This window comes from Porcibacter vitabionis (assembly GCF_046263795.1).
Classification (GTDB): Bacteria; Bacillota; Clostridia; order Lachnospirales; family Lachnospiraceae; genus Lachnocurva.
The window spans coordinates 1-18,637 of sequence record NZ_JBJYZD010000020.1 but is presented as its reverse complement, the minus strand read 5'-3'; the positions used below and the strand labels follow the sequence as shown (position 1 = coordinate 18,637).

The 18,637-nt window shown below is 46.4% G+C and carries 13 protein-coding genes, 1 tRNA gene, 1 other RNA gene and 1 other annotated feature; all 15 genes read left to right on the top strand.

Annotated features, from left to right (window positions below; all coding sequences use genetic code 11):
- The first annotated feature begins 255 nt into the window (after window positions 1–255).
- Window positions 256–326, top strand: a tRNA-Cys gene (locus ACKX2L_RS11250).
- A gap of 30 nt (window positions 327–356) precedes the next feature.
- Window positions 357–672, top strand: a binding site (T-box leader).
- A 64-nt stretch (window positions 673–736) separates the two neighbouring features.
- Window positions 737–1,972 carry a tyrosine--tRNA ligase gene (gene tyrS, locus ACKX2L_RS11245; RefSeq protein ID WP_497552128.1) on the top strand — a complete coding sequence of 412 codons (1,236 nt, stop codon included), beginning with the start codon at window positions 737–739 and terminating at the stop codon, window positions 1,970–1,972.
- A 74-nt stretch (window positions 1,973–2,046) separates the two neighbouring features.
- Window positions 2,047–2,415 (top strand): zinc ribbon domain-containing protein, encoded by a 369-nt coding sequence (locus ACKX2L_RS11240; protein ID WP_497552127.1) that lies wholly within the window; start codon window positions 2,047–2,049, stop codon window positions 2,413–2,415.
- 22 nt (window positions 2,416–2,437) lie between these two features.
- Window positions 2,438–4,465 carry a methionine--tRNA ligase gene (gene metG / locus ACKX2L_RS11235; protein ID WP_497552126.1) on the top strand — a complete coding sequence of 676 codons (2,028 nt, stop codon included), beginning with the start codon at window positions 2,438–2,440 and terminating at the stop codon, window positions 4,463–4,465.
- Between the two features lie 33 nt (window positions 4,466–4,498).
- Window positions 4,499–5,299 carry a TatD family hydrolase gene (locus ACKX2L_RS11230; RefSeq protein ID WP_497552125.1) on the top strand — a complete coding sequence of 267 codons (801 nt, stop codon included), beginning with the start codon at window positions 4,499–4,501 and terminating at the stop codon, window positions 5,297–5,299.
- Window positions 5,287–6,147: a 16S rRNA (adenine(1518)-N(6)/adenine(1519)-N(6))-dimethyltransferase RsmA gene (gene rsmA, locus ACKX2L_RS11225; protein ID WP_497552129.1), complete on the top strand. Its 861-nt coding sequence runs from the start codon at window positions 5,287–5,289 to the stop codon at window positions 6,145–6,147. Before ACKX2L_RS11230 ends, rsmA begins: the two co-directional genes overlap by 13 nt.
- A 20-nt stretch (window positions 6,148–6,167) precedes the next feature.
- Window positions 6,168–6,683, top strand: a complete 516-nt coding sequence (tadA, locus tag ACKX2L_RS11220; RefSeq protein WP_497552124.1) for a tRNA adenosine(34) deaminase TadA — start codon at window positions 6,168–6,170, stop codon at window positions 6,681–6,683.
- Window positions 6,675–6,924, top strand: an RNA gene (gene ffs, locus ACKX2L_RS11215) — signal recognition particle sRNA large type. Before tadA ends, ffs begins: the two co-directional genes overlap by 9 nt.
- Before the next feature lie 103 nt (window positions 6,925–7,027).
- Complete coding sequence (locus ACKX2L_RS11210; protein ID WP_497552123.1) at window positions 7,028–7,867, top strand: hypothetical protein; 840 nt, start codon at window positions 7,028–7,030, stop codon at window positions 7,865–7,867.
- 121 nt (window positions 7,868–7,988) lie between these two features.
- Window positions 7,989–10,286: a hydratase gene (locus ACKX2L_RS11205; RefSeq protein ID WP_497552122.1), complete on the top strand. Its 2,298-nt coding sequence runs from the start codon at window positions 7,989–7,991 to the stop codon at window positions 10,284–10,286.
- Window positions 10,287–10,290: 4 nt separating this feature from the next.
- Window positions 10,291–11,652: an AI-2E family transporter gene (locus tag ACKX2L_RS11200; protein WP_497552121.1), complete on the top strand. Its 1,362-nt coding sequence runs from the start codon at window positions 10,291–10,293 to the stop codon at window positions 11,650–11,652.
- Between the two features lie 20 nt (window positions 11,653–11,672).
- On the top strand, window positions 11,673–14,480 hold the full coding sequence (locus ACKX2L_RS11195; RefSeq protein WP_497552120.1) for a tetratricopeptide repeat protein: 2,808 nt from the start codon (window positions 11,673–11,675) through the stop codon (window positions 14,478–14,480).
- Between the two features lie 20 nt (window positions 14,481–14,500).
- Window positions 14,501–16,402, top strand: coding sequence for a 1,4-alpha-glucan branching protein GlgB (gene glgB, locus ACKX2L_RS11190; RefSeq protein ID WP_497552119.1), 1,902 nt, complete (start codon window positions 14,501–14,503; stop codon window positions 16,400–16,402).
- Window positions 16,403–16,448: 46 nt separating this feature from the next.
- Window positions 16,449–17,600 carry a DUF5711 family protein gene (locus ACKX2L_RS11185; RefSeq protein WP_497552118.1) on the top strand — a complete coding sequence of 384 codons (1,152 nt, stop codon included), beginning with the start codon at window positions 16,449–16,451 and terminating at the stop codon, window positions 17,598–17,600.
- Window positions 17,578–18,288, top strand: coding sequence for a CvpA family protein (locus tag ACKX2L_RS11180; protein WP_497552117.1), 711 nt, complete (start codon window positions 17,578–17,580; stop codon window positions 18,286–18,288). Before ACKX2L_RS11185 ends, ACKX2L_RS11180 begins: the two co-directional genes overlap by 23 nt.
- Window positions 18,289–18,637 lie beyond the last annotated feature (349 nt).

Sequence of the window (18,637 nt, the reverse complement as noted above, 5' to 3'; positions counted from 1 at the left end):
GTAAGGCATGGAGCTGACTGTTACTAATCGATCGAAGGCTTGATCAAGAAGGTTTACGACAGTAAGTTGGAAGGACAATCTTTTCCCGTTTGATCCGAAGGGTTAAACGGGGTCTCAATCCTAACGGATTGAGACCAGTCACGATTTCGAAGAAATCGTGACAAGAGACAATCTATATGAAGTTTTGAAGGAACGAATAATCCGTCAAGCATTTGCTTGACGGATGTTTTTCTATCATTTATAATTTGTTTGTTCGGCGACATAGCCAAGTGGTAAGGCACAGGTCTGCAACACCTCGAGCACCAGTTCGAATCTGGTTGTCGCCTTTAAAGGAATCTCATTTGAGATTCCTTTTTTTAAAAGCTATGAAGGAAAGAAGTAGGATACGTCTGATCCATACAGAGAGTTGTCGGTTGCTGCGAGACAAATGGGAAGCGTTTCTGAATACATTCCGGAGCTCTGCACTGAAACTCGAAATATTTTCCACAGGGAGATCTTTTTCCACGGATCTTATGAGGAAAAGAGATTGAAATTGTGGATAAGTCTCTTGATTAGTAGGCTGCAGCGTGGACAGGCGTTATACTGTTAATGAGGCAAAAGAGTTAAGATCATGATATTCTCTTACTCTTCTGTGAACAAAGGTGGTACCACGGAGATTTCCCCGTCCTTTGAATTCCTGCGTCCGGGATTTGAAGGACGGTTTTTGTTTAAAAAATTTGAAAAGAAGGAGAATTCAATGACACTGTTTGATGAATTACAAAAACGAGGCCTGATTGCTCAGGTAACAGATGAGAAACTGATACCGGATCTGATTAATAATGGAAAGGCAAAATTCTACATCGGTTTTGATCCTACGGCAGATTCTCTTCATGTTGGTCATTTCATGGCTCTTATCTTAATGAAACGTCTTCAGATGGGCGGAAACAAGCCAATCGCTCTGGTTGGCGGCGGTACCGGTATGATCGGAGATCCTTCCGGACGTACAGATATGCGGTCTATGATGACAACCGAAACCATCGATAAGAACTGTGAATGTTTTAAAAAGCAGATGTCCCGTTTTATTGAATTCGGGGATGGAGAAGGTCAGGCTATGATGGTCAATAACGCTGACTGGCTTCGCGATCTGAATTTTCTGGAGTTTATGAGAGACATCGGATCTCAGTTTAATGTTGCTACTATGCTTCGTGCCAGAGCATATGAGAACCGTATGGCAAGAGAAGGCGGATTGACTTTCTTTGAGATGGGTTATATGCTGCTGCAGGCTTATGACTTCCTTCAGTTATACGAGCGTTACGGTTGTAATATGGAATTTGGCGGAGATGATCAGTGGTCCAATATGCTGGCAGGCTCCAATCTGATTCGAAAGAAATTGGGAAAAGATGATGCCGGTGCAATGACCATTAATCTTCTTTTAAAGCATGACGGAACCAAGATGGGTAAAACAGCCGGCGGAGCGGTCTGGCTGGATCCGGATAAGACTTCTCCTTATGATTTCTATCAGTACTGGAGAAATGTTGACGATCAGGATGTTCTGAAGTTCCTTCGCATGATGACTTTCCTTCCTCTGGAGGAGATCGATGAAATGGATCATTGGGAGGGTTCACAGCTGAACGAAGCAAAGAGAATTCTGGCTTCGGAGCTTACTTCCATGGTTCACGGTGAGGACGAGGCAAAGAAGGCAGAAGCAGCAGCCAAGTCTGTATTTACCGGTGGTGTATCATCTGATATGCCAAAGACCAATCTCACAGAAGAAGATTTTACAGATGGAGAGATCGATATTCGAAAGATCCTTCAGAAGGCCGGATTTGCAAGCTCTCTGACCGATGGTAAACGTGCGGTTGAGCAAGGCGGTGTCTCAGTAAATGGGGAAACTGTAAAAGATCCTTTCCAGAAGTATAAAAAGGAAGACTTTGCGAAAGAATTTGTCCTTCGAAAGGGAAAGAAGAAGTTCTGTAAGGTCCTGGCTGATTGAAAAAAAACAATCTGCGGGATATAATGAAAATGTTTCAGGTTTCATATTTTTAAGCCCGGTAAAGGAGGCTCATTATGGATCTTTTTGATAAAATCAGTGATACCATTTTTGAAACTGGAAAAACCATCAGTGATAAGGCAAAGGAGACTTCGGATACCGCCAGACTGAATTATGAACTTCGCCAGGCGGAGAAGAGCCTGACAGATGCATTAAAGAGTCTCGGCAAGGCTTACTATGATGAGTACAAGTCGGACGAGGATGCAGAGTTCCAGGTTCAGATGTATGAAATCAAAGAATTAAAGAAGAAAATCAAGAGTATAGAAAAAGAAATTCAAAGCGTCAAGGGGACTATGATCTGTCCGAATTGCGGAGCCACTCTTCCAAAGGATGCACAGTTCTGCATGAAATGCGGTGAAAAAATAGATCCTTTTACGGAAGACTGATAGCAGGAGAAACAAACAGACAATGACCAACAAGGGAAAGTTTTACATTACAACAGCAATCGCCTACACATCCGGAAAGCCCCATATCGGCAATACCTATGAGATCATTATGGCGGATGCGATTGCCCGCTGGAAACGAAGGGACGGATACGATGTCCGTTTCCAGACCGGTACCGATGAACATGGGCAGAAGATCGAAGAGAGAGCCCGCCAGGCAAAAAAGACACCAAAGCAGTTTGTAGATGAAAAGGCCGGAGAAGTAAAAGAGATCTGGGATCTGGTGAATACCTCTTATGACCGCTTTATCCGTACGACCGATGAAGATCATGAAAGAGAAGTTCAGAAGATCTTCAAAAAGCTCTATGATCAGGGTGACATCTATCTGGGATCTTACAGTGGGCTTTACTGCACAGAATGTGAGGCTTTCTATACCAGTTCTCAGGCTGTGGATGGCAATAAATGCCCGGTCTGCGGCAGTACCTTGCATGAAGAAAAAGAGGATGCATACTTCTTCAAAATGAAGAAGTATGCTCCCAAGCTGATTGATTATATCAACAGCCATCCGGACTTTATTCAGCCGGAATCCCGTAAGAACGAGATGATGAACAATTTCCTTCTTCCGGGCCTTCAGGACCTTTGTGTTTCCCGTTCCTCCTTCACCTGGGGAATTCCTGTGGATTTTGCACCGGGACATGTGGTCTATGTATGGCTGGATGCTCTGACCAACTATATTACCGGTCTTGGCTATGATGCAGATGGAAATTCCTCCGAACTTTATAAGAAATACTGGCCTGCTGACCTTCATCTGATCGGAAAAGATATTATTCGTTTCCATACGATTTATTGGCCTATCTTTCTCATGGCATTGGGTGAACCGCTTCCGAAAACCGTTTTCGGTCATCCCTGGCTTCTGCAGGGTGGCGAAAAGATGAGTAAATCCAAGGGTAATGTGATTTATGCGGATGATCTTGCCAAGCTGATCGGCGTTGATGGGGTGCGGTATTTCGTTCTTCATGAGATGCCTTATGAAAATGATGGTGTCATCACCTGGGAGCTGGTTGTCGAACGCTGCAACACAGATCTTGCCAATACCCTTGGTAACCTGGTAAAGCGGACGATCTCCATGACCAATAAGTATTTCGATGGTCTGGTCGAAGATCGTAAGGTTTCGGAAGATGTGGATCAGGATCTGAAGGATGTTATCACAGGTTCTTATTCGAAAGCAGAAGCCTTGATGGATACCTATCATGTGGCAGATGCCATGAAGGAGATCTTCAATGTATTCAAGAGACTGAATAAGTATATCGACGAGACAGAACCCTGGAATCTTGCCAAGGATCCGGAAAAGAAAGACCGGCTTGCTACGGTTCTTTACAATCTGACGGAGGGAATTGTCATCGGAGCCAGCCTGCTTTCCCCCTTTATGCCGGAGACGGCAGACAAGATTGCCGCTCAGTTAAATACAAAGCTTCGGGACTTTGATCAGTTAGATCAATTCGGCCTTTATCCGAATGGAAACCATGTAACAGAGGAACCGGAGGTGATCTTCCAACGCCTGGATGCCAAGGAAGTCATGGCGGAAGTAGCTGTTCTGCAGGAAAAGCAGCGTCAGGAAGCTGCAGCCGCTGCAGCAAGAGGCGAAGTAGGTGATGCAAAGAAGGAGGGGATTGCACTTCCTTCCAAAAATGCAGAAAAGACCTTGGATCAGCCCCTTACCCATAAAGCGGAGATCAGCTTCGAAGATTTTGAAAAAATGGAATTCCGCGTCGGAGAGATCATCTCCTGTGAACCGGTTCCGAACTCAAAGAAGCTCCTTTGCTCGAAGGTAAAAATCGGCAATGAGACAAAGCAGATCGTATCCGGCATTCATAAATACTATAGCCCGGAAGAAATGGTGGGAAAGCGCGTCATGGTGCTTTGCAATCTGAAGCCTGCAAAACTGGCAGGAGTCCTTTCCGAAGGTATGCTCCTTTGTGCAGAGGATGCCGATGGGAATTTGGCCCTGATGACGCCGGAGAAAGCTTTTCCCGGCGGATCGGAGATCGCCTGAAAATCTGTATAGGAAAATGGGAGTCTGTAAGAAATGATTTTTGAGACACATGCCCATTATGAAGATGAGAAGTTCGACCCAGATCGGGCCGAACTTCTTTCATCCATGGGAGAATATGGGATTGGCCGGATCATAAACGTCGGTTCCTCAATGGAGACGTCAGAGAGATCCATAGCGCTGGCACATCAGTATCCCTTTATTTATGCTGCGGTCGGTTTGCATCCGGATGCGGTGAAGTCAGCCACTCCGGAAAATTTAGACCGACTTCGGACTTGGACCGAGGATCCGAGGGTTGTTGCCATCGGAGAAATCGGTCCGGATTACCATTACGAGAAAGATCCGGCTGTCCGGAAGCTGCAGCTTCAGGCTTTTCGCGATCAGCTGGATCTGGCTTTGGAAACAGGCCTTCCTGTTATTGTGCATTCCAGGGAGGCAGCAGCGGATACCATGGAGATCCTTACGGAATTTGCAAAAAAAGGCGGTCGAGGCGTCATTCACTGTTATTCCTATTCTTCGGATCAGGCTCTGCAATATATCAAGATGGGATTCTTTATCGGCGTCGGCGGTGTCATTACATTTAAGAACGGAAAAAAACTTCGGCAGACGGTAGAAGCCATCCCTATGGAGCAGATCCTTCTGGAGACCGATTGCCCTTACATGGCGCCGGAACCCTTCCGGGGAGAGAGGAATTCTTCCCGCTATCTCCCCTATATGGTAAAGGCCATCAGTGAGATCAAGGGAATCCGGACCGGGGAAGTCGAGGACATCACGTGGAAGAATGCTCTCAGGTTATTTACGAAGATCAGGGAAAAGGAGCCGGTATGGAACGACTGACCAATCCGACTTATATGCGGGCCGTATTAGACCGCTATGGGTTTACATTTAAGAAAAAATTCGGACAGAATTTCCTGACCAATGATCAGGTTTTAGATGACATCTGTGATGCGGCAGAGATCACTAAGGAGGATTTCGTCCTTGAGATCGGGCCGGGAATCGGCACATTAACGCAGGTTTTGTCCGAACGGGCAGGACATGTCCTTGCTGTAGAACTGGATTCAAAACTTTTGCCTATCTTGGATGACACCCTTGCTTTCTGCAGAAATACCGAAGTTTTGAATCAGGATATTCTGAAGGTGGATCTCGATCAGATTGCAGAAGAAAAAAACCAGGGGCGGCCCTTTAAGGTTGTGGCCAATCTGCCCTATTACATTACGACACCAATTCTCTTACAGCTTCTGACCGGGCATGCGCCGGTCGAGTCCATTACGGTCATGGTGCAGAAGGAGGTCGCTGAACGGATGCAGGCCGGTCCCGGAAGCAAGGATTACGGGGCGCTCTCTCTGGCCATCCAATATTATACCGATCCGGAATATATCTGTACGGTTACGCCGGATAACTTTATCCCGAGACCTAAGGTGGATTCCGCAGTGATCACTCTTCGTATCCGAAAGGAGCCCAAAGTGCAGGCAAGGGATGAAAAGCTTTTGTTTGAACTTATCCGGGCCGCCTTTTCGCAAAGAAGAAAGACCTTATTGAACAGCTTGTCCAATGCCAGGATTTCTGATATTTCGAAAGAGGATGTGAGACAGGCTCTTCTTGCCATGGGACTTGATGAAGGGATCCGGGGAGAAAAACTTTCTCTGGAAGATTTTGCCAGACTTTCTGACCTTTTGAAGAAATAGAGAATATAAGGACGTAGGAAATGGGATTTACAGATCATCTGTCAGAAAAAATTACAGAAAAGAGAATCCAATGGGCAGACGAACATTATATGAAAATGGCTTTAAAGGAAGCCCGAAAGGCCTATGATCATCATGAAGTGCCAATCGGCTGTGTCATTGTTCATCAAGGAAAAGTGCTGGCCAAGACGCATAACCGGAGAAATACAGATAAGAGTTCTCTGGCTCATGCAGAGATCCTTGCCATTCGTAAGGCATGTAAGAAGATGCATGACTGGAGACTGGAAGACTGTGTTATGTATGTAACGCTGGAACCCTGTCAGATGTGTGCAGGGGCAATCGTTCAGGCCAGGATCCCGGAGGTCGTGATCGGCTGCATGAATCCCAAGGCCGGCTGTGCCGGATCGGTATTAAATATTCTCGAGATGAAGGAGTTCAATCATCAATGCCAAGTGGAGAGAGGAGTTCTTGAGAAGGAATGTTCTTCGATGATCAGTGATTTCTTTCGGGACCTAAGGGAAGAGAAGAAAATGGGTTGACAAGATCCTCATGTCAGAATAAGATAAAAAAACGAGCATTTCCACTTTGGAATCTGCTCTTGGAGCCGCCCCGGCAGCGCAGCGTTGACGTCCGGGTCTTGCGCAATAGAGACTTACGAACCGTGTCAGGTCAGGAATGAAGCAGCACTAAGTAAGATCCTCTATGTGCCGCAAGTCCACCTGGACCGAGTCAGCGGACCGGGTAACGTCCAAGGGCAGTTTCGAGGGTGGAAGTGCTCATTTTCTTTACTTTCCCCAATAAAACAATTAGAATAAAATCCGTATAAGAGTCTTTAAATGCAAGAAGAAAGCTCGCTTTTGATTTGAAATTCAAGGAGACCAAAATGGGTGCACAAGACAAGACAGAGGAGGTTCTAAGAAAGATCCATGTTCTGTTTGCAAAGGCGGAGCCTTATCAGAACAGCAGCAGAAGAGTCATAGTAGACAAGAATGATCTGATGGAGCTTTTAAAGGAACTGAACAGCTGCATGTATCAGATGATGGATGAGTATGAACTGTCTGAGTCCAAAAAGGAACAGGCACTTCGGGAGCAGAAAAAGCAGGGAGCCGATATTATCTTTGATGCCCGAAAGGAAGCCGATGATATTTATGCTGCTGCCATGATGTATACGGATCGTGCCTTAAAGAGCATTCAGGACAGCATGATAGACGCAGGAAAACGCCTGCAGGAGCTGATGAATTCGACCAAGGAAGAGATGGAGAGCCAGAGAAACCAGGTGCATAGTGATCAACTGGAGACGCGGGCAAGACTTCAGGATATGGTTGATTCAGAGAAGTATATGAGACTGATCCAGGATGAGAATCTCCGTCTTGAGAAAGAAAAAGAAGAACAGGTGATTCAAGGGTCTTCCGAAGATGAGGGAGTGGATTTTAAATCTGTGGTTCCTGAGATTCATGTGAATGAAGCCTATCTCCAGAAAACAGGTATGTCTCTGCCGGAGGGTCAGGAAAAAAATGTGATCCTCGATAAGGCAGAGGAGCAGGATAATACAGAAGATGATATGCCTCTTCCGGAAATTCAGCTTCCGCCGGATCTGAAAAGAGATATCGAGGAAGCGAAGGAAGAACAGAGACTGGAAGAAGAGAAGGAAGGTCATAAAGATCAGGATACGGGCTCGAAAAAAAGTTTTCGGATCGGAAGTATTTTCGGGAAAGAATCCTGAAGATTTAGATCATCACTCATACTATTAGATAAAGAATCCGGATCATTTGAACGGATAACGGAAGAGTTGGAGTTTTGGAAACAAGGAAAAAGGATTTACTCAATAGAAAGGGAGATAAGAGATGAAGTTATACGACAAGGGTGTATTCCTCGTAGGCGGAAATCAGATTATCGAGGATGGCAGAGAGGCAGAGGCAGCTCTCCTTCAGGCACGCGGTAAGAAAGTAGAAAAGGATGCAGCAAAAAGGGGCACGATTGCCTACCGGATCCTGCAGGCTCATAACACATCGGGAAATGAAGACCATCTGCAGATCCGCTTTGATAAGCTGACCTCTCATGATATTACATATGTCGGAATCATCCAGACAGCCAGAGCTTCCGGCCTGGAACGTTTTCCGATCCCCTATGTTCTTACAAACTGTCACAACAGCCTCTGTGCAGTTGGAGGAACCATCAATGAAGATGACCATATGTTCGGGCTTTCTGCAGCCAAGAAATACGGTGGAATCTATGTGCCTCCTCATCAGGCAGTCATTCACCAGTTCGCCCGTGAGATGCTGGCCGGCTGCGGCCAGATGATCCTGGGATCGGATTCTCATACACGTTACGGCGCCCTGGGTACCATGGCTATGGGAGAAGGCGGTCCGGAGCTGGTAAAGCAGCTGCTGCAGAGGACCTATGATATCGATATGCCGGATGTCATCTCGGTCTATCTTTCCGGGAAGCCGGAGAAGGGCGTCGGCCCGCAGGATATAGCGCTGGCCATTATCGGTGCGGTCTTTAAACAGGGATATGTCAAGAACAAGGTCATGGAATTTGTTGGCCCGGGCGTGTCCAACCTATCCGTGGATTACCGGATCGGTATTGATGTCATGACAACAGAGACAACCTGTCTGTCCTCTATCTGGAGAACGGACGACAAGGTGAAGGAATATTACGAGATCCACAAGAGGCCGGAGGATTTCCGGGAACTGGATCCGGAGGATATCGCTTATTATGATGGCTGCATCGAGATTGATCTGTCTACGATCAAGCCTATGATCGCTATGCCTTTCCACCCGAGCAACACTTATACGATCGAAGAAGTAAATGCCAACCTGGCTGATATTCTTTCAGACGTGGAAAAGAGGGCCAAGGTAAGCTTCGGAGATAAGGTCGAGTATTCGCTGAAGGATAAGATTCGTGACGGCAGACTGTATTGTGATCAGGGTATTATTGCAGGCTGCGCCGGCGGCGGTTACGAAAATATTACCGATGCCGCGGATATCCTGCGAGGAAAGAGTATCGGCGACGGCTCCTTTACCTTGAGCATTTATCCGGCAAGTATGCCGATTTATATGCAGCTTGTGAAGAATGGCTGCGCAGCGGATCTCATGGAGACCGGTGCTATCATGAAGACGGCTTTCTGCGGACCTTGCTTCGGTGCCGGAGATACTCCTTCCAACAACGGTTTCTCGATTCGTCACTCGACAAGAAACTTCCCGAACAGGGAGGGTTCTAAGGTTCAGAACGGACAGATCGCATCGGTTGCCCTGATGGATGCCAGATCCATTGCAGCAACGGCTGCCAACCAGGGATATCTGACACCGGCAACGGATGTTGACTGCGATTTCACCAAACCGAAATATTTCTTCGACAAGGGCATCTATGACAGAAGAGTCTTCAACAGTCATGGAAAGGCAGACCCTGCCGAAAAACTTGTTTTCGGTCCAAACATTAAGGACTGGCCGGCAATGCATGCACTTCCGGAGAATTTGCTGTTGAAGGTTGTATCGGAAATCCATGATCCGGTAACTACAACAGATGAGCTGATCCCTTCCGGAGAGACCTCCTCTTACCGTTCCAATCCTTTGGGACTGGCGGAGTTTACTTTGTCCAGAAAGGATCCGGCCTATGTTGGTCGCGCGAAGGAAGTCAGAGCCTGTGAAGAGGCCTTGACGGATGGCAAGAATCCGGCAGAGGTGCTTTCTGAACTTAGGCCTGTACTGGATGCCATCAAAAAGCAGGATCCGGATCTTTCCTTTGACATTGGCTCCTTCGGCATCGGTTCCACTATTTTTGCCGTAAAGCCCGGAGACGGATCGGCTCGTGAGCAGGCAGCTTCTTGTCAGAAGGTTCTTGGCGGATGGGCAAATATTGCCAGGGAATATGCAACCAAGCGATATCGGAGCAATCTGATCAACTGGGGTATGATTCCTTTCCGGATCCCGGAGGGAGACCTGCCTTTTGCCAATGGCGATTATCTCTTTTTACCGGGGATCCGTGAAGAGATCCGGAACAAGGCAAGCAAGATCCAGGCATTTCTGGTAAAGGATGGAAAGCTTACGCCATTCCTTCTTAACCTGGATAATCTGACGGATGATGAACGGAAGATTATCCTTCGTGGCTGTCTCATCAATTATTATAAAGAGGAGAAGTAACTCTGTGGAAGCAAGGGACAAGACCAATCCGACAATGGCAAAGAAAACGATTCAAAATGGGGAGTGCCCCCAAAGCTTTCGTGCGGGAGATGGAGAAGTCAGCTTTCGGACCAAAGTTCTTGTGAGTTTTTTTGCCCTGGCTCTGATCATCATCTTTTACTTCTGTGTCAAGCGTTATGACGGACTTCGGGACGGATGGCATGCTCTTATGTCGATTCTTACTCCCTTCTTTATCGGAGCGGTGATGGCTTTTGTCATGGATCCTTTGATGAGTCAGATCGAAAAACGATTGAATAAAGTTTTTCTACCGAAGTCGAAGAAACCGGCAAAGACGCGTCACAAGGTCCGTCTCTTTTCAGCGACGGTAGCTATTCTGGTTTTGATCGGAGTGATCACGGTCTTTCTGGTTTTCGTCATTCCGCAGATCGTCAGCACTTTGACCTATATTTATAATCACCTGGAAGAACAGCTGATCGGTGTGATCGATTGGGCCAATAATCTGACCGGAAAGCGCTTCGATTCTGTGATGCAGGATGCCAGAAAACCGGAAAATATATCGAACTTTCTGGTCAAGGTCGAGGGCTATATCCAGAACTATCTGGACTGGAACAAGCAGAGCCAGATGGTGAAGGATCTGACTTCCATTGGCATGAGTGTCGGGAAAGCATTTGTGGCCTTTCTGGTCGGAATCGTAGCTGCGATCTACATGATGACGGACAAGGAAAAGGCCAAGAGCCAGACCAAGCAGATCATCTTCGGCCTCTTCCCTGCAAGAGCCGCCAATGTGATCATGGAGGTCTTAAGGAAGACGCTCAGCATCTTTTACGGCTTTATCGTAGGAAAAATTATTGACTCGGCTATCATCGGTGTCATCTGTTACATCTGTATGCTGATTTTCCGTATGCCCTATCCGGTTTTGGTATCGGTTATTGTTGGCGTGACAAATGTCATTCCGGTTTTCGGTCCCTATATCGGAGCTGTTCCGACGGTTGCTATTATTTTCTTTACCGACCCGATGAAGGGCATTTACTTTTTGATCTTTATCATTGTTCTTCAGCAGGTAGATGGAAATATCATTGGTCCTAAGATCTTAGGAGATTCAACAGGAATCTCTGCTTTCTGGGTTCTCTTCTCGATTGTCGTCGGAGGAGGTCTGTTTGGATTTATCGGTATGCTGCTTGGCGTACCCTTCATGGCTCTGGTGTATTACATCTGTGGCCGACTGGTACGTCACTTTGTAAATAAAAGAGGGCTTCCGGTGAATACGAGAGAATATGAAAATGTAAATCATGTTGAAGGCGGGCGGCTGATCCTGAATGAAGATATCATTCAGAAGAGAGAAGAAGCCAGTCATTCGGAAGAATAAATGCTTTGAGGTGAAGAGGTTTGGACAGAGACTATCGTAAGAAAATTGATGAGCTTGCAGAGATCGCCAAAACAGAGGACCGGGATGCCGCTCTTTTGGAACTGGATACAATGAATTGGCGAAGAGTGCATAGTATCAACGCTCTGTTAAAAGCTGCCAGAATCTATGAAGAGGCGGATCGATTTGATGATGCGAGAGATCTTCTGGAAATGGCACATGAGCGTTCTCCGATTGGCCGACTGGTTATTTATCAGCTGGCTCTGCTTTGTATTCGGATGGGAGATCTGGATTCAGCACAGGAATATTATGATTCTTATGCGTCCCTGGCTCCCAATGAATATCGGAAGTATATCATCAAGTACAGATTAAGCATTGCCAGAGGGGCGGATGACTATACCCTGATTGCCATTCTGGAGGAATTAAAGAAGGCAGAGTTCCTCGAAGACTGGGCTTATGAATTGGCCTGCCTTTATCACAAAACCAAGCAGCCGGAAAAGTGTGTGGAGATCTGCGATGAGATCGCTCTATATTTCGGCAATGGTCCATATGTTGAGAAGGCTCTGGCTCTGAAGATGATCTACCAGCCTCTGACAAAGGAGCAGGAAAGCCAGTATCGGTCTCTTGTCAGACAGGGGAAGGAAGGCAATGCCAAAGAAGAGGGAGAAGTCGATTCTCATCCGTCTTCCTTAACTCAGAGGACCGTCCGACTGGATACCATGAACCTCCAGGAAGAGATCAAGAAGAATATTGATGAGATCATGAATGCCACCGAAACAGGCGAAGTTTCGGAAAACATGGAGATCATTAAGAATCTGGTAGGTGAAATTCCTTATGTCCAGATCCCGAAAGAAGAAGTTCGTTCAGAAGAGAAAAAGAAGGAGGAAAAAGTATCCGATGATACCCTCCGTCTGAATTATCAGAAGTATTTATCAGAAGAATACGATGGCCAGATGGCCATGCGCCTGCCGGATGACCCGGATGATATCGAAATTGACGGTCAGATGACCATTGATGATGTCATGAAGAACTGGGAGAAAACCAGGCGTGCGGCAGAGGCTGCTCTGGAGGATGCCAAGCAGGAGAAACTGAAAACGGCCAAAGAGGAAGCTCTGGCAGAGGCAGAGGAAATCATGAAGCGCCTGGAGGAGGCGAAACCAAAACTGGATGCCGGCCTGGCACCCGAGGAGCTTCTTCAACAAGAGTACCTGGAGAAAGGGGACGCCGAAGAAGACCTTGAGGGAGAGGAAGAAGAGATAGAAAACAATACTCTCTCCGATCCAGACCGAAATGTAACAGAAGGTGATAATGTGAACTTTCATGATGCAAGTCAGATGCTTGCAAATGTGAATGCAATGCTTCAGAGGGAGATTGACCGTTTGTCAGAGGATTCCGGTACAGAAGGAGACCAGAGTCTGGACATGGGCATGAATTCCGATGAAAGCGGGGAAGGAAATAACTCTTCCGACGATCTGACAAAAGAAGATAGAGAAGGAATAGAAAAGGAAGAAGAGATACCGGTCGGCACCCTGGAAGAGAGACAGGATGACCAGAGCCTTCTTGCCGCAGCTTATTCGACTCCAAAGGAAGATGAAAGCGAGGATTCGTCTGTCCCGGATTCGGAAGAAGATCAGAGGGAAGATGCAGGCGAGGAGGATCCTTTCGATGAAGATTTGGACCATACACTTCCGCGATTAGACGATATTGATACAAAGAGAGTCGAACCGGCACCGCTGGACAGTTCTTTTATCTCTTCCGATGAGGTCACTGCAGGGGAAGATGGGAAAGACGAGGATGCGACTCTGCTCTCTGTAGAGGAGGACGAGGAGGAAAGCCCTGTCGACGATGGTCAGGAAGTTACCTCGGAAGTAGAAACAAAAGAAACAGAAGAAACAGAAGAAACGAAAAAGTCAGATGCAGATCCGTCTGAAGAGCCGGCGGAAGACTCTTCTATAGAGGAGGAAGACAAGCCTGCTCCCCGGCAGGACCTCGGTATGACGACCATGATTTCCAATGCATTGGAAATGGCTGCAAAGCAGGTTCGGGATGATAATACAGAACTGGTACGGCCCGCAGATCTCGAAGACATCAGACTGTCCGAAGAAGAAAAGGTGCTGTTCTCTTACTTTATGCCCATTCAGGGAATGGAAGAAGCAATCGGAAAAGTGATTACAGGGGCTGCAAGACGGCTTCTCAGTTCGGAAAAATACGGGGAAGGCTGCATTGCTATTATCGGAGGTCATGGCAGCGGCAAAACCACTTTGGCCAAGGGAATTATCCGGGTGCTTCAGGACCGCTATCAGGTTCCCGGTGAAAATGTCGGTCGGATCGATGCAGAGAAACTGAATGAAAAAGACTTGCAAAGTCTCTATGACCGAATTCGCGGGGGTTGTCTTGTGATTGAAGGCGCCGGAGCGATGACAATGGAGACTGCAGTTTCTCTTTCCCTTCTAATGGATAGCGATCAGGAAAAGACCCTGATTATTTTGGAAGATGATAAAGATGGCATGGATAAGGTTCTGAGCCTGAATGGTCAGTTTGCAAGAAAATTCTCCGAAAAAATAAGAATTCCGGTCTTTACTGTGGAAGAGCTTGTGAATTTCGGCAAGACCTATGCATCCGATAACGGCTATACGATAGATGAGATGGCAATCTTAGCCATGTACGACCGGATCAATAGCGTACAGAGACTGGATCGGCCGACCTATCTTTTGGATGTGAAGGAGATTATGGATGAGGCAATGGAGAAGGCATCGAAACAGACCTTCTTTCATCGAAAGAAGACAACAGAAGATGGTATGATCGTTTTGATGGAAAAGGATTTTCTCTAAAAAGTTAAGGGGGATCTAACATGAAGAGTTATTTTACGGACTACGATATGTACTTATATGGGCAGGGGACTCATTATGAGATCTACAAGAAGTTCGGCGTCCATCCCTGGAAGTCCGGAGGGGAAAACGGATTCGTATTTGATGTATGGGCTCCTCATGCTAAGGCAGTCAGCCTGATCGGCGAATTCAATGACTGGAATGAAGAAGCAGATTATATGACCCGGCTGGAACCGACAGAAGTCGGGGTCTTCGAATGCTTTCTGCCCCAGGCAAAAATCGGTCAGATGTATAAATATGTCATTCATACAGCGGATGGAAGAAAACTCTATAAGGCAGATCCCTTTGCCGTGACCTGTGAACTGAGACCGGGAACCGCTTCGGTGATTGGCCTTCGCGATTCTTACCAGTGGACAGATCAGAATTGGATACAGAAACGGGAGAAAAAGCTGCCCTCATATGAACAGCCAATGGCAATTTATGAGGTCCATCCCGGCTCCTGGAAACGTCATCCCGGAACCGGCGATGATGGATTTTATAACTACAGAGAATTGGCAGAGGCCCTGACAGACTATGTAACTGACATGGGATATACTCATGTGGAATTGATGGGAATTGCAGAGTATCCTTATGACGGCTCCTGGGGCTATCAGGTGACAGGATATTATGCTCCGACTTCCCGCTATGGCAGTCCGGAAGACTTTGCTTATATGATTGACTATTTCCATGCTCATGGCATCAGTGTCATTTTGGACTGGGTACCGGCTCATTTTCCGAAAGATGAATGTGGCCTGGCTGATTTTGACGGCAGCCCACTCTATGAATACGCAGATCCGAGAAAAGGGGAACATCCGGAATGGGGAACGAAAATTTTCGATTACGGGAAAAATGAAGTCCGAAATTTTCTGATCGGAAGTGCCCTCATGTGGGTGGAGAACTACCATGTTGATGGCCTGCGCGTGGATGCTGTAGCCTCCATGCTCTACCTCGACTATGGTAAGGAAGCCGGTCAATGGGTGCCGAACCAATACGGTGGAAATGAAAACCTTGAGGCCGTTGAATTCTTTAAGCATCTGAATACTCTTTTGACCGGAAGGAATCACGGGGCAGTCATGATTGCAGAGGAATCTACCGCCTGGCCCAAGGTCACAGGTTCCGTCAAAGACGGCGGTCTGAATTTCTCCTTCAAGTGGAACATGGGCTGGATGCACGACTTTTTGGATTATATGAAGCTGGATCCCTACTTCCGCAAGGATAATCACAACAAGATGACCTTTGCCATGACTTATAACGAATATGAGAAGTATATTCTGGTCCTCTCTCATGACGAAGTCGTTCATCTGAAGTGTTCCATGATCAATAAAATGCCGGGCACGGGATTTGAAAAGTTCCAGAATCTTATGGTAGGATATGCCTTCATGATGGGACATCCCGGCAAGAAACTTCTTTTCATGGGGCAGGATTTTGCACAGTACCATGAATGGGACGAGAAGAAGGAACTGGACTGGTACCTGCTCGAAAATCCGGAGAACCGGGCTGTCAATAACTTCGTCAAGGCATTGCTTCACATTTATCGCAAATATCCCGCTATGTATGAATTGGACTGGACCTGGGACGGATTCGAATGGATCAATGCCAACGATGCTTATCGAAGCATATTCTCCTTTGTAAGAAAGTCCAAAGATGGAAAGAATAATCTGCTTTTCGTTTGCAACTTCACGCCGGTGGCTTATGATGACTACCGGGTCGGCCTTCCCGAGAACCGCAAGTGCCGCCTGCTTCTTAATAGTGCATCGCCTGCTTTCGGAGGCAGTGAAAAGAGAAGAAAAGTAACTTATACACCGGTGAAGAGTGAATGTGACGGACGTGAGTACTCGATCGCTTACAAACTGCCTGCATACGGTGTGGCCATTTTTGTCTATTGAGAAATATAGACCAGAGCGATAGGAAGACAGGATAAGGAACGAATCTATGGAAATACAGGAATCGGACAAGGGGAAAAAGTGGAAAAGGGTGCTCCTTATCGCAATTCTTGTTATTGCATCTGTCCTGGCAGCAACCTTTGCCTCAAGGCTTCGGGCTTTCAGCGGTTATGATCTGGAAAATACCATAAAACAGACATCTGCTGCAAGCTTTCGCTACGTATCTTTTCGAGGAAACACAGTACGTTATGGAAAAGACGGCGCTGCCTGTACCGATGAAGAGGGCAAGGTGCAATGGAACCGGTCCTTTGAAATGCAGGATCCGATGGCAGAGGTCTGCCAGACCTATCTGATTATTTATGATCGGGAAGGCACTGAGATCGACCTTTTGTCAGAAGACGGCAAGGCAGAGAAAATTACGACGAGTTATCCGATCACGCGGGCCGTCGTATCTGCAAAGGGCTCTGTTTATGCTTTGATGCAGGATAAAGGAACGGCGCATATTGAGGTCTACCAATCTTCCGGGAAAAAAGCGGCGGACGGCGAGATCCATATGAATAAAGGCGGATATCCGCTTTCCATTGCCGTGTCCCCGGATGGAAGCCGCCTGATGATTTCTATGGTGAGCATTATCAAGGGAAGTATCGGGACAACAATCCAATTCTATGATTTTGGGAGCTCCGGAAAGAATAAGGTGGATAATATCGTTGGAACCTTCCAATATAAGGGAACGATTATCCCGGAAATCGGCTTCTCAGATAAGAAGAAGGCAGTTGCGATCGGGACAGATCGAATCATTATCTACTCCTCCGGAAACAGCCCCAGAGAAAGTAAGCAGCTGAAACCGACCGGCAGTATGAAATCGGTATTTTTGAACGATAAGAACTTTGGTTATATCGCTGAAGAGAAAAATACAAAGGACAAGAAAAACACGGTAGAAAATACGATCGAAATGTACTCTTTCAGTGGTATGCATAAGTATCGTAAAACGGTGCCGATTACCTATGAGAAGGTCTATCTGAACGAAAATAATGAGCTGACATTGAGAAACAGTTCAGAGGTATATATCTTCAGTACCTTTGGATCTGTGCGTTTTCATCATGAATTCTCAGAGAATGTCTATGATTTTATTGCCGGGAAAACCCGACGTTCCTTTGTACTAGTTAGTGAGGACAAAATTGAATCTATCCGCTTACATTAAAAATCTGGAACATCTGACCTTGGATCAGAGCCAGTGGAATATCCTTGCCATTGTATTGATCATCCTATGGGTCCTTCTGGCAATTCGAGGTTATCGCAGGGGAGCCCTTGGTATGCTGGCCGGAATCATCGGAAGCCTTCTGGCCATTTTCTTCATTCCGGGCATTCTTCCCAAAATACAGACCGGAGTCTCATCAAATCAGGCGATCGTTCAATTTATTCAATCGAAAGCAGATGCCTATGTCAGCCGGAAGGGTGACTCGTTCAGTCTGCAGCTGCCACAGAACTTTCAGAATGGATTTCTTGGAACCTTTCAATCCACGGCCAATCAGGCAGTCACAGCAGCTCAAAATGAAATTCATGCAGCAATGGTCAATACGGTGACACAATTTGTGCTTCGTGGAATTGCCATGCTGATTGCCATGCTTTTGGCCGGTCTCTTGATTTTTCTTGTTCGAATGCTCATGCGTATGGTTGACCATGTACCGGTAGTGCATGGCATAAGTCATTTCCTTGGGATCCTGATCGGGATTCTGGAGGGATATCTTCTGATCTGCCTGATCCTCTATCTTATCATGTGCTTTTCGGCGACCGAGTGGGGAAGTCACTTGCAGACTCTTGTCCAGGGAAATTCTTTTCTGATCTATATGGAGAAAAATAATCTCATTTCTTATCTGCTTGCAAAGTAAGAAGATGCAGGCGGTCAAATGTTCCTATCTCGTAATAGGCCTGAAAGTGTAGAACAAAATTCAACAATAGTGAAAATTTCCTTGACAGGCTGATAGCGCTTTGATAATATTACTATCGCTGACGAAAAAGCCGGAAGGAAATGCGAGAGCAGGTTCATTTCGACTTTACGAAAAGCAAAAAATAATTTAAAAACTTCTTGACAAACCTATTGAATTAGAGTATTGTTAATGAAGTCGGCGCGAGAGTGCCGAAAGCAAAGCTCTTTGATAACTGAACAATGAAACAACCTTGAAAGATTCTAAACGAGAGAATTTTTTAAAGAACGCGTTATGGAGACATAACAAACCT